The sequence below is a fragment of the Pandoraea pnomenusa genome, from assembly GCF_000767615.3.
Classification (GTDB): domain Bacteria; phylum Pseudomonadota; class Gammaproteobacteria; order Burkholderiales; family Burkholderiaceae; genus Pandoraea; species Pandoraea pnomenusa.
The window spans coordinates 577,142-592,509 of record NZ_CP009553.3 but is presented as its reverse complement, the minus strand read 5'-3'; the positions used below and the strand labels follow the sequence as shown (position 1 = coordinate 592,509).

Genomic DNA, 15,368 nt, shown 5'->3' with positions numbered 1-15,368 from the left:
GCGGGTGGCGTTGACGGCAGAACGGGTACAATAGCGGACTTTCCGCGACGCAATGACGGCGCGATCACAGGGACTCCCGCCGGCGCATTCGACGCCGCTTCGGACACACAGGATTTAGCATGAGCCTCAAATGCGGCATCGTCGGCTTGCCCAACGTCGGCAAATCGACCCTTTTCAACGCGTTGACCAAGGCGGGCATCGCCGCCGAGAACTATCCGTTCTGCACCATCGAGCCGAACGTCGGCGTGGTGGAGGTGCCGGACCCGCGACTGGGCAAGCTTGCCGAGATCGTCAAGCCCGAGCGCATTCTGCCGGCCACGGTGGAGTTCGTGGACATCGCCGGTCTGGTGGCGGGTGCGTCCAAGGGTGAGGGCCTGGGCAACCAGTTCCTCGCGAACATCCGCGAGACGGACGCCATCACGCACGTGGTGCGCTGCTTCGAGGACGAGAACGTCATTCACGTGGCCGGCAAGGTGAATCCGATCTCCGACATCGAGGTCATCAACACCGAACTGGCGCTGGCCGACCTGGGCACGGTCGAAAAGGCGCTGCAGCGCTATACGAAGGCGGCGAAGTCGGGCAACGACAAGGAAGCGGCGAAGCTGGTGGCGGTGCTCGAGAAGGTGGTGCCGGTGCTCAACGAGGCGCGTCCGGTGCGCTCGCTCAAGCTCTCCGACGACGAGCTGGCGCTGATCAAGCCGTTCTGCCTGATCACGGCCAAGCCGACGATGTATGTCGCCAACGTCAAGGATGACGGCTTCGAGAACAACCCGCACCTGGACGCCGTGCGTCAGTATGCGCAGGCCGAGAACGCACCGGTGGTCGCGGTGTGCGCGGCCATCGAAGCGGAAATCGCGGACATGGATGACGCCGACAAGGCGGAGTTCCTGGCGGACATGGGCATGGACGAGCCGGGTCTGGATCGCGTGATCCGTGCGGGCTTCAAGCTGCTGGGCCTGCAGACGTACTTCACGGCTGGCGTGAAGGAAGTGCGCGCCTGGACGATCCACGTCGGCGACACGGCGCCCCAGGCCGCCGGCGTGATTCACACCGACTTCGAGCGCGGTTTCATCCGCGCGCAGACCATCGCGTTCGACGACTACATCCAGTACAAGGGCGAACAAGGCGCAAAGGAAGCCGGCAAGATGCGCGCCGAAGGCAAGGAATACGTCGTGCACGACGGCGACGTGATGAATTTCCTGTTTAACGTCTGATCAACGTCCGAGCCCGTTCCAACCTCAGGAAAAGCCCGCCTCGCGCGGGCTTTTTCTTTGTCCTCATGCCGCTCGCAGGACGCTCTGCGGAGCGGCATGAATCGGTTCGCCATCCCGCGTATTCACCGCGCCCATTCCTCCCGAATGATCTGCGCGATGCGCTCGCCGGTCTGGCGGTTGTGCTGCGCCACCAGCGCGACGGCGCCGGCATCGTCGCCGATCTCGCACAGATGCAGCAACGTCCGGTGTTCGGCATGCGAGCGTTCGGCGTTGCCCTCGGCGCGCCACGAGAGAAACAGATAGCGGCCGAGATTGAGACGCGCCGTCGCCACCGCGCGCTGGAAGTACGGCCGGTCCGCCTTCGCGTAGAGCATCGCGTGAAACGCCGCGTTTCGCGCCACGATGTCCGCCAGATCCGTCGCCGCTTCCAGGGCGTCTAGCGCCGCCGATGCCCGAGCGATATCCGCTCGCGACAGATTCGGCATGGCCAAGGCCATCAAACGGCCCTCGAGCACCGCGCGGAAATCCGCCAGCTCCAACGCATCGGCCTCCGTCAATGCCGTCACCACCGTGCCCCGATTGACACGGCTCGTCGCCAGACCGTCGGCCGCCAGCATCGTCAACGCCTCGCGCACCGGCACGTGACTCACCCCCAGTGATGCCGCCAGATGGTCCTGGCGCAATGCCTCGCCCGGCTTCAATTCCCCACGTCCGATTTGCTCGCGCAGGGCCTCATACGCGCGCTCGACCGCCGTTCCCGTGCCCGCTGACTGACGCATCGTTCGCCTCATCCGTTAACAATATATAATTACTTCAAATTATATATTATTTGATGACAGGTGACACCCATGCCTCCGGTCAGCGCCTCCTCGACCTCCTCGACCTCTCCGGCGTCGGCAACGCCCTCGGCCTCGCCCGGCGACGCCTTCTCCCGACGCCACCTCTGGCGCCACGCGCTGCTCGCCACGATGGCGGGCGTTGCCGGCATCGCGCTGTACGCCGCCGGCCTGCGCGGCGACGGGCTCGCTGTCGCCATCGTCGTTCTGCTCTGCCTGAGCTACTGGGCCACCGGATGGCTGCCGGACTTCCTCGTCTCCCTCCTCCTCATGTTCCTGCTCGCGACCTGCACGTCGTTCGGCGCGAACGTCGCGTTCTCCGGCTTCTCGTCCAGCGCGTTCTGGCTCGTCTTCAGCGGCGCCGTCATCGGCATGGCGCTCGGCACGACCGGCCTGGGCGAGCGCATCGCGTCACGTCTGGCCGACCACTGCGGCCACGCCTATGGCGCCGCGCTGGCCGGCTTCGTGACGATCGCCTTTCTTCTCGGCATCGTCATGCCGTCGACACTGGGGCGCATCGCCATCCTTACCCCCATCGTGCTCAGCTTCTGCGAACGCGTCGGACTCACGAGCGCACGGCCCGGGCGCATCGGACTCCTGCTCGCCACGGCGCTGGCCAGTTGCGAACTGACGAGCGCCGTACTTCCCGCCAACCTTCCCAATCTCGTGATGGCAGGCACCGCCGAGACCGTGCTCGGGTGGCGCGTGAGCTACGGCGAATATGCCTTCGCGCTCATCCCCGCGCTCGCGGTAATGCGCGGCGTCGTGCTGATCGTCGTCGCCTTGTACCTCTTCCCGGATCGCCTGACGCCCACCCGCAGCGACGGAACCGGCGAAACTGCCGCCACGCCCAGGGTCATGAGCCCCGGCGAGTGGCGACTGCTCGCCGCCCTGTCGGCCATGCTGTGTCTGTGGCTGACCGAGCCGTGGCACCACATTGCAGCCGGCTGGGTCGGCCTGGGCATCGCGCTGCTGTGCCTCGGCCCGCTGAGGCTGGTGAATCCCGACGCATTCCTCAGGCAGGTCAAACTCGCCCCGCTGTGGTTCGTCGCCGCCGTTATCGGACTGACCGCCGCCGTCGACCAGGCCGGACTGGCCAACGCATTGCGTCCCGCACTCATCCGCCTCGATCTTGCACAGATGTCGAGCTCGGCGGCGTACCTGGTCCTCGTCGCCCTGTCGATTTCGCTCACGTTTCTCGTCACGTCCAACGCCGCGCCGGCACTCTACACGCCACTGGTTCCCACCCTCGCCGCAGGCGCGCCGCTCGGCATGAAGGCGGTTCTGCTCACACAGGCCGTCGGCTTTTCCACTATCGCCCTGCCGTATCAGGCGCCGCCGCTGGTGCTCGCCATGGCGCTCGCGGGCATCGGCGTTCGCGACGCCACCCGATTCTGCGTCGCCACCGCCCTCCTCTCGCTTGTCACCGTGGTGCCGCTGAACGCACTCTGGTGGCACGGCATCGGCCTCACCCGATAGCGACACGCGGCAAAGGGCCCTCCGGCTTTTCCCCTCCCCGCCTACGGCGCCACACGCGCGGCACATTGCGCGCCGGCGTGCCTTGAATTTCCAGTTCAAACGCTGGTTTGCCACACCGTGGACCGGAACCCACGCGTCTTCCCCCTGGACATGACGCTTTGGAGGCCGTCTCGTCTAATATGAAAGTCAGGCGGGGCGCCGTGTCGGCGAGCATTTGCGTCGTCGCGAGACGCGCTCGCCCGATGCACCGGCCCGCTCGCCACACCGGGAATGTCCGGCTTGAGAAAACCGCTCCCATCCCGCGACAATCGTTGCGACCCGACGCACAACGCGTCGCATCGCTACCGGCGCAGTCATCGTTGTCGAACATCGTCATTTCATGCAGCCCAGGGGAGGTTCTTGCATGGCATCGAAGTCGTCGGCCGTCGTTGAACTGACAACGCGCGAACCCCGGCATTGGTCCGACGATCGCGCCCGCATCCGCCTGTACAGCGGCGCGGCGGTTTTCATCGCGCTCGTCGTGCTCGGCGCCTGGGCCTATCGACGCTACGCCGTCTCACCACCGACGATCGGCCCCATCGGCCTCGACTTCCTGCCGTTCTGGGGTGCCTCCCATTTCGTGCTGCAAGGCCACGCGCTCGACGCCTACAACATCGACGTCATGTTCCGAGCCCAACTGGCCGCGGAGCCATGGGCGAGCCAGATGGGCGGCGTCATGCCGTGGCTGTACCCGCCCGTGATGATGCTCCTGCTCGCGCCCGTCGCGCTCCTGCCCTTCACCTACGCGTACGCTGTCTATGCCGCCGTCGGCTTCGCGCTCTATTACGCCGCCCTGCGACGTACCGCACCATGGCGCGACGCCCGCCTGGCGATCGTCGGTTTCCCCGGCGTGCTGCTCGTGATCGTCGCCGGCCAGATCGCGCTGTACACCACCGCTCTGGCGGGCTTCTCGCTGGCACTGCTGCGCAAGCGGCCGGTCTGGGCGGGCGTGCTGGCCGGGCTGCTTTTCGTCAAGCCACACATTGCGATCCTGTTTCCGCTGGCATTTCTGTGCGCCCGCGCGTGGCGCGCGCTGGCCGCGTGCGTCGCAACCGTCGTCGCCACCACGGTGCTCGCCGCCCTCGTGTTCGGGCCCGAGGTGTATCCGACCTTCCTGCATGCCACGACCTTCGCGCGACAGAGCATCGTGGACGGCACCGCGCAGATCGCCCGCGTGCCAACGATCTTCGTGATGATGAAGATGCTTGGCGCGCCGCTCGTGGTGTCCGCCGTCGTGCATGGGATCGTCGCCCTGGGCGCCGTGGCGGTCATGATCGATTTCTGGCGCCGTCCGACCGCTTTTGCGCTACGCGCCGCCACGCTCTTGTGCGCAACCGCGCTCGTGAGCCCCTATCTGTACGACTACGATCTCGCGATCCTTGCGCTCGTCGTCGCGTGGTACGTGCGCGACGGCCTGTCGCGCGGCTGGCTGCGCGGCGAGCGCGAGTGGCTCGTCGTGCTGTGGCTCACGCCCTCGTTCGGACTGTTCGGTGTACTGCACATCGGCTTCCAGTTCATGCCGGTCATCCCGCTGCTCACGCTAGCGATGCTGTGGCGACGTCGCCGCTGCCTCGCGCACGTGCCCGACAGTGCCGATACGTCCAACGCCCGCGGCGCCCGGCCGGCCATCCTCGCCTGTCACCGGCCGTCCGGCGCCCCCGCGTACACGAGGTCATGACCATGTCGCGCGCCGCCAACCGCTCCGAACGCCGTTCCTCGCCGACGCTGCCTCTCTCGCCGACGTCCTCGGCCGCGTCCCGCACGCCGCTCGTCTCGCTCGTCGTGCCCTGCCACAACGAGGCCCCCGCGCTCGGCGCGTTCCATCGGGCCGTGTCGCAGGTCATCGACCACCTGCCAGGCGTACGTTTCGAGATCGTGTGCGTCAACGACGGCAGCACCGACGACACCCTGACCGAACTGCTGGCCCTGCGCCGTGCGGACGCGCGCATCCGCGTCATCGACTTCACCCGCAACTTCGGCAAGGAAGCCGCGTTGAGCGCGGGGATCGACGAAGCGCGCGGCGATGCCGTCATTCCCATCGACGCCGACCTCCAGGACCCGCCCGCGCTCATCCCGGTGATGATCGAGCGCTGGCGCAACGGTGCCGATGTGGTCCTGGCCAAGCGCACCAACCGGGCAAGCGACAGCCTCGCCAAGCGCCTGGCCGCCGGTCTTTACTACCGCGTGCACAATCGCCTGTCGGAAGTGAAGCTGCCGGAGAACGTGGGCGATTTCCGCCTGATGGATCGCCGCGTGATCACGGCACTGAGACGCCTTCCCGAACGCCGCCGCTTCATGAAAGGACTGTTCGCCTGGGTCGGCTATCACACGGAAATCGTGGAATACACGCGTGATCCCCGGGCGGCCGGGGTATCCAAGTTCTCCGGCTGGCGGCTGTGGAATTTCGCGCTCGAAGGCATCACCAGTTTCAGCACCGTGCCGCTGCGGTGCTGGACCTACATCGGCGTCTCGCTCGCCCTGCTCTCGCTCGCGTATGGCAGCTACATCGTGTTACGCACGCTCGTTCACGGCATCGACGTGCCCGGCTACGCCTCGCTGCTCGTCGGCATCCTGTTCCTCGGCGGCATCCAGCTCGTGGGAATCGGCGTGATCGGCGAATACGTCGGACGCATCTACTACGAATCGAAGGGCCGCCCGTTGTATCTGGTGCGACGCCGCTATCAAACGAGTGTGAAGGTCAGCCACCTGCCGTCGCACGCTCCGCTACACGAGGCGGACGAGCGAACGACATCACCAAGGAAGGCGCTGCGCGCGCACGCCAACGGCGGCAAACCGATCGCCTCTCGCACGCGCCGGTTCATCGTCCGCTGACTCGCCGGGTCGCGCCGGACCGCCTCGCATTGCGCCCTCGATCGCATACGTCCCGGCGCGCATCGGCAACGTCCCCCTCCGCCCTTCCCCCGGTTCGACTGCCGACACCAACACCCGACCGGGCCCGCCCCGCCGATGCCGCACCCCGGAATTACAAAGATATTAAGAAAATTGTTCCATTCCCCGGAATAGGTCTTGCATGCCTGTACGATGCGTCTAGGATTGTGTTGTACTCCGCAATAACAATACCCGCCGGACAACAGGAGGAAGACAATGCAACGCCTCAACGCCACCCACGCCGCGAGCGTGCTCGCCCTGGCCATCACGACGTGGAGCGCGTCCGCGCACGCCGACACCGCGAACGGCACGCCGCCGTCGCAGACGCTTACGGTCGCCGGTCTGTTGCAGCCGGCCGACATCCTGATCGACCATAACGGCGTCCCTCACATCTTCGCCGCCAACGAGCGTGACGGCTTCTTCGTACAGGGCTTCAACGCCGCGCGCGACCGGCTGTTCCAGATCGACCTGTGGCGACGTCGCGGCCTTGGCCAGTTGTCCGAAGTTTTCGGACGCGCATACGTGGCGCAGGACGACGCCGCGCGTCGCTTCATCTATCGCGGAGACATGGCCACCGAATGGCGCCGCTACGGACCCGACGCGAAACCCGCGGCCGAAGCGTTCGCAGCCGGGGTGAACGCCTACATCGACTGGCTCGCCGCGCACCCCGACCAGATGCCTTATGAGTTCCGCAAGGTAGGCTACTGGCCGGCGAAGTGGACGGCCGAGGACATCGTACGCATCCGGAGTCACGGGCTCACGCGCAACCTCAAGAGCGAAGTGGCGCGCGCGAAGGTCGTCTGCAAGGCGTCGCTGGACGCCGACGGCGTGCGCGTCGGCCTGCAACCCGCATGGAAGACCCAGGTCCCCGCGGGCCTCGACCCCTGCCTTCCCGACGATCTGCTCAAGGTCTTCGAGCTGGCCACCCAGGGCGTGAAGATCACGAAGGACTCGCTGCAGCGTGCCGACGCCGACGTGGTGCAGCTCGCCGGGAATGGCCCGTACGACGTATCGACCGAATCGGCCGAGGGCAGCAACAACTGGGTGATTTCTCCGCAGAAGTCGTCGACGGGCCGCGCGATCATGGCCAACGACCCGCACCGCGCCTATGCCGCGCCGAGCCTGCGCTACATCGTGCAGGTGAGCACGCCCACGCTCGATCTGATCGGCGCCGGCGAGCCGGCCATCCCCGGCGTGGCGATCGGTCACAACGGCACCATCGCCTTCGGCCTCACGATCTTCAACATCGATCAGGAGGACCTGTACGTCTATGACCTGAATCCGGCCAACCCCGACCAGTATCGCTACCGCGGCAAATGGGTGCCGATGCGCACGGTGCACGAAACGATCCCGGTACGCGACGGCCCCCCGGTACAGACGGACCTGAAGTTCACGAAGCACGGGCCGGTGATCCACGTCGACGCGGCCCGGCATCGCGCATATGCCGTTCGCACGGCCTGGCTCGAACCGGGCATGTCGCCATACTTCGATGCCATGCGCTACATGCGCGCGAAGAACTATGCCCAGTTCCAGACGGCGCTCGACACCTGGGGCGCGCCGACCGTCAACCAGGTCTACGCCGACGCCGCGGGCAACATCGGCTGGGTGCCGAGCGGCATGGCGCCGATCCGGCCGAACTGGGATGGCCTGATGCCCGTGCCCGGCGATGGGCGCTACGAATGGGCCGGCTTCTGGCGACGCGATCAACTGCCTTCGGCGTACAACCCGTCGAGCGGCTACTTCACGACGTCCAACGAAATGAACATGCCGCCCGGCTACCCTTACGCCGAACGCAAGCTCGGGTTCGAGTGGACCAACGGCTCGCGGCACGCGCGCATCGACGAAGTGCTCAAGGCGAAGGAGAAAGTGTCGCTGGAAGATTCGGAGCGGCTGCAGAACGACATCGTGTCGATTCCGGCGCGCCGTCTCGTGGCACTGCTCGCGCCGCTGTCGAGCGACGACCCGAACACGGCCGCCGCGCTAAAGCTGCTCAAGGGTTGGGATGCCCATATGGGTGCGGATTCGGCACCGGCCGCGCTGGAGGAGGTCTGGTTCAGCCGGCATCTCGGGCGCGCGTACAAGAACGCCGTGCTGCCCCGGACTGCCGCCGAGAGCTTCGGCGCTCCCGATCCGGCCGCCATGCTCGACGCCCTGGAACAACCTGCCGCCCGCTTCGGCGCGAACGCCGACGCCAAACGCAACGCCGTGCTGCTCTCGAGCCTGGGCGACGCATGGACCGAAATGGTGAAGCTCCAGGGCGCGGATCCGGGTGCATGGCGATGGGGCAAGCTTCAGACGAATCTGAACGCCCACCCCTTGGCCGACGCCGTGGACGCCGACATGCGCGCCAGGCTCAATGTCGGCCCGCTTCCGAAGGGCGGTAGCCCGTTCACGCCGAACCAGTCGACGTACCGCGTGAGCGACTTCCGCCAGACCAACGGTCCCTCGTTCCGGATCGTGGTCGACGTGGGCAACTGGGACAACACCCGCGCAATGAACCTGCCAGGAGAATCGGGCAACCCGGACAGCCCACACTATCGCGACCTTGCGCAGAAGTGGCTCGACGGCGAGTACTTCAAGTTGCCTTATTCACGTGCGGCGGTCGAGGCGGCCACCGAGTCGCGCCTGCATCTGGTGCCCGAGGCGTCGCGCTGAGACGGCGACGCGGTAACGCGTCGGCCGTTCGCGCCGCGAGCCGGTCAATGCCCGCCGGGCACGAACTCCGGCTTGTCGCGCTTGATGTTGCGCGAGCGGTCGACGGCGTTGGTCGGCACCAGCAGCAGCAACAGCACCACGCCGATCGAAATCGCCAGCATCGACAGGAACGTGAGGTGCAGCGAGTGATGCAGCACGGCGCGGATCGCCTGATCGGCCACCGTCGCCACGCCCCGGTCTTCGAGCACGTGACGCAATTGGTCCGACGTCACCGGCGCGAGCCCGTCCGAACGGGTCAGCCCGAAATTGAGGACGGCGCCGAACAGCGTCGCACCCAGGGTGCTGCCCAGATTGCGCGAGAAGATGTTCGACGCCGTGGCGCTGCCGCGCTGCGTCGGGTCGACCAGCTCCTGGATCAGCACGAGCGCGCTCACGCTGCCGGTGCCCATCGAAAAGCCCATCAGCAACGAGCCGAAGCCGGCGAGCAGCGGCGAACTGCTCGGCCCCAGTAACGCAAAGACGAGCCCCCCCACGGGCATGAGCAGGCTGCCGCCCACCAGAATGCGGCGCAGGCCGAAGCGCGTGAACGTCTTGGCGGCCACGGTCGAGCCAATCGGCCAGCCGACCATGATCATGGTGAGCGCCATGCCGGCCACGACCGGCGTCTGGCGCAACACGCCCTGCGCGTACATCGGCAGGAATGTCGTCAGGCCCATGAGTACCATGCCCGAGAGCAGCGTCGCGGCATTGGCCGCCGCAATCGGACGCCGGCTCCAGAGCGCGAAGGAAATCATCGGGTCCCGGGCGCGTCGCTCCTGCCACACGAACAGCAGCGAGGCGATCACGCATACGAGCACGCCAGCCCACACGTGCGTGTCGGTGAACGCGTTCGCATCGGTGAGTGCAATCATGAGCCCCGCCACCGCCACGGTGAAGAGCCCGGCGCCGAGCACATCGATGCTCGGACGCTGCCTCGGTGCCTCCTCGTGCAGGTGCAGGACGAAACCCAGCGCCGCGAGCAGGCCGATCGGGATATTGATCCAGAAGATCCACGCCCACGACAGGTCCCGGATGATGAGACCGCCGAGCATCGGGCCGAGCACCGCCGAAATGGCCCACACGCTCGCGAGGTAACCCTGCACCTTGCCGCGCTCGCTGATCGGGTAGTAGTCGGCAATGATGGTCAGGCTGACCGGCTGGATACAGGCCGCGCCCACGCCCTGCAACAGGCGAAAGGCGATCATGGCCGGCATGGACCACGCCAGCCCGCCACCGACCGACGCCATCAGGAAGATGGCGATGCCCGCGAGGATCACGGGTTTTCGGCCGTACAGATCGGCCAGCTTGCCGAACACCACGGTCATGGCCGTCTGCGCGAGCAGGAACGCGGAGAAGACCCAGCTGTAGAGATTCAGGCCGCCGAGCTGGGCGACGATTTGCGGCATGGCCGTCGAGATGATCGTGGCTTCGATGGCAACCATGGAAGTCGCCGCCATGACGGAAGCCACAATGAATGGCCGCACGGATTTGCGTGTCGCAGACATGTGATTCTTGATTTTGGGGGATCGGGCGTACCAGCTTGCGAGGAGCGCCGCCACCCCCTGGCCGGGCGTGGCAGCCACGCCGGAGGACGGAAGACGGGGATCGAACGTGGCGGCGACGCCGCACGCGTAGTCAAGACGTCAAGACAATAGGGCCCAGGCGATGCCGACAAGCATAGCCGAATGCAGGAAAACGCGTGGGGCACGCCGCGAGACGTCCCGAATTCCGATAGCCGGGTGCGGCTTAACGCCGCACGGGTCGTACCAGCCGCAACAAGGCGAGCAGGACGATCGCGCCGATCGTCGCCGTGATGATCCGCCCGAGCGTGCCGTATCCCACCGCGATACCCAGATGCCGCAGCAACCAGCCGCCGATGAACGCCCCGATCACACCGACGACGATGTCGCCCACGAGACCGAGTCCGCCCCCGACCACCAGCCCCGCCAGCCAGCCGGCGACCAACCCCACGAGCAGGAGCACGAGAATATCCATGATCGGTCCGGCGGCGCGAACGTCAGGCCGTACGGCCGCGCTTGATGGCGCCGTAGATCACGAGCAGCACGATCGCGCCGATGATCGATGCGATCCAGCCGGCCGCCTGGCCTTCGGTGTAGATGTGGAGAATCTGCCCGACATACTTGGCGAGCAGCGCGCCCGCTATGCCGAGAATGATGGTCATGATGATGCCCAAGCTGTCCCGCCCGGGATGCAGGGCGCGTGCAATGAGGCCAACGATCAGACCGACGACGATGGTGCCGATAATGCCCATGACGTGACTCCAATGACGGGAACCCGAACGCAGTATATCCCTGAATCCCAACCGTGCGCCGAGGTTTCGGCAGGTGCGTCGCGGCACGCCGACGCATCGCCCAAGCTACTGATATATCAGAATTTTCGCAGCGTCGGGGCCGACGCCCCCTATGTCGCTATGCCCGGTATAAGCCGCGCCTATTTGTCAAAACCGGGCGTCTGCGCGATGATGGGTTACGCTGATCCAGTGCGCGGCGTGCGGGGTGCGAACGAAACGGGCATCGCGTCGACGCGCTATAATCAGGGGCTATCGGATCCCCCACACCATGCAACTGCTCGCTCTCGGCCTGAATCACCACACGGCGCCCGTCTCGCTGCGCGAACGGGTGGCGTTTCCGTTCGAGCGGATCGAGCCGGCGTTGGCGGGGCTCAAGAGCCTGTGGACCGGTCGGTCGAGTGCCCCCGAGGCAGCCATCCTGTCCACGTGCAACCGCACCGAGATCTACTGCGTGACGGACGATACGGCCGCGCGCGAGCGCGCGGTGCACTGGCTCTCGCAATTCCACAATATTCCCGCCAGCGACCTCGCCCCCCATCTGTACGCCCTACCCCAGTCCGACGCGGTACGTCATGCGTTTCGCGTGGCGAGCGGCCTGGACTCGATGGTGCTCGGCGAGACACAGATTCTTGGCCAGTTGAAGGACGCCGTACGCACGGCTGCCGAGGCAGGCGCGCTCGGCACATATCTGAATCAGCTTTTCCAGCGTACGTTCGCGGTGGCCAAGGAAGTTCGCGGCCAGACGGAGATCGGCGCGCATTCGGTGTCGATGGCGGCTGCGGCCGTACGACTGGCCCAGCGCATTTTCGAGAGCATCAGTACGCAGAAGGTGCTTTTCATCGGCGCGGGAGAGATGATCGACCTGTGCGCGACGCACTTTGCCGCACAGAATCCGAAGGCGCTCTACATCGCCAACCGGACGGCCGAACGCGGCGAGAAGCTGGCCGAGCGTCTCGGCGGTACGGCGATCCGACTTTCGGAACTGCCGCAGCGCCTGCATGAATTCGATATCGTCGTGTCGTGCACGGCGAGCACGCTGCCGCTCATCGGCCTGGGCGCCGTGGAGCGCGCGATCAAGGCCCGCAAGCACAAGCCGATGTTCATGGTCGATCTCGCCGTGCCGCGCGACATCGAGCCTGAAGTCGGCCGTCTGACCGACGTTTTCCTGTACACCGTCGACGATCTCGGCGCGGTGGTGCGCGAAGGCAACGCGCTGCGTCAGGCCGCCGTGGCGCAAGCCGAGGCGATCATCGAGACGCGCGTGCAGCACTTCATGCAATGGCTCGACGCGCGCAGCGTCGTGCCGGTCATCCGCGACATCCACGGCAGCGCCGAGGCCATGCGAGTGGCCGAACTCGAGCGTGCGCAACGCATGCTCGCGCGTGGCGACGATCCTGCCGCCGTGCTCGAAGCCCTGTCCCAGTCCCTCACCCGGAAGTTCCTGCACGGCCCGACGCACGCGCTCAATACGGCGCGCGGCGAGTCGCGCGAGCAAATCATCCACCTCATTCCCGAACTGTTCCGCACCTCGGGATCCGCCGAAAAATAGATGAAAGCGAGCATGCAAGCCAAGCTCGACCAGTTGACGCAACGTCTGGTCGAGCTTGATGGCCTATTGAGCCAGGGCGACGTTACCCGCGATCTGGACAACTACCGCAAGCTCACGCGAGAGCACGCCGAGCTCGCGCCGGTGGTCGAGCAGTACCAGCACTACCGCCAGGCAACCAACGACGTGGCGGCCGCGCAGGAAATGGCGCTCGACCCGGAGATGCGCGAATTCGCCGAAGACGAAGCCGCGAATGCCCGCGCGCGCATGGAGACGCTCGAAGGCACGTTGCAACGCATGCTGCTGCCGCGCGATCCCAACGACGACCGCAACATCTTCCTCGAAATCCGCGCCGGTACCGGCGGCGACGAGTCGGCCCTCTTCGCGGGCGACCTCCTGCGCATGTACACGCGCTACGCCGAGCGCCAGCGCTGGCAGGTCGAGATCATGTCGGCCAGCGAATCGGATCTGGGCGGTTACAAGGAAGTGATCGTGCGCATCATCGGCCAGGGCGCCTACTCCCGACTGAAGTTCGAGTCGGGCGGGCACCGTGTGCAGCGCGTACCCGCCACCGAGACGCAGGGCCGCATCCACACCTCCGCGTGCACGGTCGCCGTGATGCCGGAGGCGGACGATGTCGCCGATGTCGAGATCAACCCGGCCGATATCCGCATCGACACCTTCCGCGCGTCGGGTGCGGGCGGCCAGCACGTCAACAAGACCGATTCGGCGGTGCGTATCACGCACATGCCCACGGGCATCGTGGTCGAGTGCCAGGACGATCGCTCGCAGCACCGCAACAAGGACAAGGCGCTCAAGGTGCTTGCCGCGCGCATCAAGGACGCCCAGATGCGCGCCCAGCAGGCCAAGGAAGCCGCCACCCGCAAGAGCCTGATCGGCTCGGGCGACCGATCCGAGCGCATTCGCACGTACAACTTCCCCCAGGGCCGGATGACGGACCACCGCATCAACCTCACGCTCTACAAGCTCGAGTACATCATGGACGGCGATCTGGACGAAATGATCAACGCCCTGGTGACCGAACACCAGGCCGAGTTGCTGGCGTCGCTGGGCGAGGCGGCGTGATGTCGCAAGGCGCGCCCGACACCGCCAGGGAAACGGCCAGCGCGCCGCCGGAGGTGACCGTCGCGCAGTTGCTGCGCGAGCCGGGACTGCCGCCGTCGGAGTCGCGCATTCTGCTCTCGCACGTCCTTGGATGGAGTCGCACACAACTCATCACCCGCGATCGCGAACCGCTCGCGCCGCAGACGGTTGCCGTCTACCGCGTGCTCAAAGCGCGCCGCGTGGCGGGCGAGCCCATTGCGTATCTGACCGGCACGCGTGAATTCTTCGGACTGACGCTCTCGGTCAGCCCGTCGGTACTCATTCCCCGGCCCGAGACCGAACTGCTGGTGGAACTGGCGCTCGCGCGACTCGAAGGCCGGCGCTCGCCGCGCGTGCTCGATCTGGGCACCGGCAGCGGCGCCATTGCACTGGCCATCGCCCACAGCCGTCCCGACGCCCGGGTGATCGCGCTCGACCGCTCGGCCGACGCGCTCGCCGTGGCGCAGGCGAATGCCCGTCAGCTTGGCCTGGACGCCCGGGTACAGTTTGTCGAGAGCGACTGGTACGCCGACCTGCCGTCGCAGAGCGCGCCGTTCGACATCATCGTCTCCAATCCGCCGTACATCGTGGCGGGCGACGAACACCTCTGCCAGGGCGACCTGCGGTTCGAACCGGTCGATGCCCTGACCGATCACGCCGACGGCCTCGCCGCGCTGCGCACCATCGTGGCCGGCGCGCCGTCCCGACTGCTGCCGCAAAGCTGGCTGCTGTGCGAGCATGGTTATCATCAGGCGGCCGACGTGCGCGACCTCTGCGTGGCGGCCGGTTTCGTGGACGTCGTCTCCGAGCGCGACCTCGCGGGGATCGAGCGCACCACGGGCGGACGGCGCCTCTGAGCGCCACCGACGGACGCGGCGGAAAACCGCTAAAATGCCGGATACGCCGACTTTCCGGCATCCCAACGGGCTTTCCACCATGACCACCCAGCAACGCATTCAGCAAATCGTCACCGATCATCCCGTCGTGCTCTTCATGAAGGGCAACGCACAATTCCCGATGTGCGGCTTCTCGGGCCGCGCCATTCAGATCCTGAAGGCCTGCGGCGTCGATGACCTGTTCACGGTCGACGTGCTCCAGGACGAGGAAATCCGCCAGGGCGTGAAGGAATTCGCCAACTGGCCGACGATTCCCCAGCTCTACATCAAGGGCGAGTTCATCGGCGGCTCGGACATCATGATGGAGATGTACCAGAGCGGAGAACTCAAGCAGGTGCTCGCCGAACTCGCGTAAGCGAC

General features: G+C 66.4%; 13 protein-coding genes. 9 read left to right on the top strand and 4 right to left on the bottom strand.

All coding sequences use genetic code 11. The features are described 5' to 3' along the window. Positions 1-119 precede the first annotated feature (119 nt). Positions 120-1,214: a redox-regulated ATPase YchF gene (gene ychF, locus LV28_RS26790; protein WP_023872420.1), complete on the top strand. Its 1,095-nt coding sequence runs from the start codon at positions 120-122 to the stop codon at positions 1,212-1,214. Between the two features lie 122 nt (positions 1,215-1,336). On the opposite strand, the gene LV28_RS26785 is transcribed toward ychF, so the two are convergent. Continuing rightward, complete coding sequence (locus LV28_RS26785; RefSeq protein ID WP_048806455.1) at positions 1,337-1,993, bottom strand: GntR family transcriptional regulator; 657 nt, start codon at positions 1,991-1,993, stop codon at positions 1,337-1,339. A gap of 69 nt (positions 1,994-2,062) precedes the next feature. Here LV28_RS26785 and LV28_RS26775 point away from each other — a divergent pair, with 69 nt between their 5' ends. The 4 genes from LV28_RS26775 (at position 2,063) to LV28_RS26760 (ending at position 9,112) form a co-directional block, all read left to right on the top strand. Beyond that, positions 2,063-3,529, top strand: a complete 1,467-nt coding sequence (locus LV28_RS26775) for an SLC13 family permease (RefSeq protein ID WP_081326800.1) — start codon at positions 2,063-2,065, stop codon at positions 3,527-3,529. Between the two features lie 403 nt (positions 3,530-3,932). After that, positions 3,933-5,246, top strand: coding sequence for a glycosyltransferase family 87 protein (locus LV28_RS26770; protein WP_048806457.1), 1,314 nt, complete (start codon positions 3,933-3,935; stop codon positions 5,244-5,246). Further along, positions 5,243-6,400: a glycosyltransferase family 2 protein gene (locus tag LV28_RS26765; protein ID WP_255315188.1), complete on the top strand. Its 1,158-nt coding sequence runs from the start codon at positions 5,243-5,245 to the stop codon at positions 6,398-6,400. The genes LV28_RS26770 and LV28_RS26765 overlap by 4 nt, the downstream gene beginning before the upstream one ends. A 273-nt stretch (positions 6,401-6,673) precedes the next feature. Next, the gene (locus LV28_RS26760) at positions 6,674-9,112 is read left to right on the top strand and encodes a penicillin acylase family protein (protein ID WP_048806458.1); all 2,439 of its coding nucleotides are present in this window, start codon (positions 6,674-6,676) and stop codon (positions 9,110-9,112) included. A 44-nt stretch (positions 9,113-9,156) separates the two neighbouring features. Here LV28_RS26760 and LV28_RS26755 read toward each other — a convergent pair whose 3' ends face one another. From LV28_RS26755 to LV28_RS26745, 3 genes are all read right to left on the bottom strand, one after another. Continuing rightward, positions 9,157-10,656, bottom strand: coding sequence for an MDR family MFS transporter (locus LV28_RS26755; protein ID WP_025250216.1), 1,500 nt, complete (start codon positions 10,654-10,656; stop codon positions 9,157-9,159). Between the two features lie 241 nt (positions 10,657-10,897). Then, on the bottom strand, positions 10,898-11,146 hold the full coding sequence (locus tag LV28_RS26750) for a GlsB/YeaQ/YmgE family stress response membrane protein (protein ID WP_023594004.1): 249 nt from the start codon (positions 11,144-11,146) through the stop codon (positions 10,898-10,900). A 22-nt stretch (positions 11,147-11,168) separates the two neighbouring features. Next, positions 11,169-11,423 (bottom strand): GlsB/YeaQ/YmgE family stress response membrane protein, encoded by a 255-nt coding sequence (locus LV28_RS26745; protein ID WP_038618910.1) that lies wholly within the window; start codon positions 11,421-11,423, stop codon positions 11,169-11,171. Positions 11,424-11,730: 307 nt separating this feature from the next. Between LV28_RS26745 and hemA the strand changes: the two genes are divergently transcribed. The 4 genes from hemA to grxD all read left to right on the top strand — a co-directional run bounded on the left by hemA (position 11,731) and on the right by grxD (position 15,363). After that, positions 11,731-13,011 carry a glutamyl-tRNA reductase gene (gene hemA, locus LV28_RS26740; RefSeq protein WP_023872425.1) on the top strand — a complete coding sequence of 427 codons (1,281 nt, stop codon included), beginning with the start codon at positions 11,731-11,733 and terminating at the stop codon, positions 13,009-13,011. Further along, positions 13,012-14,094 (top strand): peptide chain release factor 1, encoded by a 1,083-nt coding sequence (gene prfA, locus LV28_RS26735; protein WP_023594001.1) that lies wholly within the window; start codon positions 13,012-13,014, stop codon positions 14,092-14,094. Further along, a complete protein-coding gene (gene prmC / locus LV28_RS26730; protein ID WP_038618915.1) occupies positions 14,094-14,969 on the top strand; it encodes a peptide chain release factor N(5)-glutamine methyltransferase in 876 nt (291 codons plus the stop codon). The genes prfA and prmC overlap by 1 nt, the downstream gene beginning before the upstream one ends. Before the next feature lie 79 nt (positions 14,970-15,048). Further along, positions 15,049-15,363, top strand: a complete 315-nt coding sequence (gene grxD / locus LV28_RS26725) for a Grx4 family monothiol glutaredoxin (RefSeq protein WP_023872427.1) — start codon at positions 15,049-15,051, stop codon at positions 15,361-15,363. Positions 15,364-15,368 lie beyond the last annotated feature (5 nt).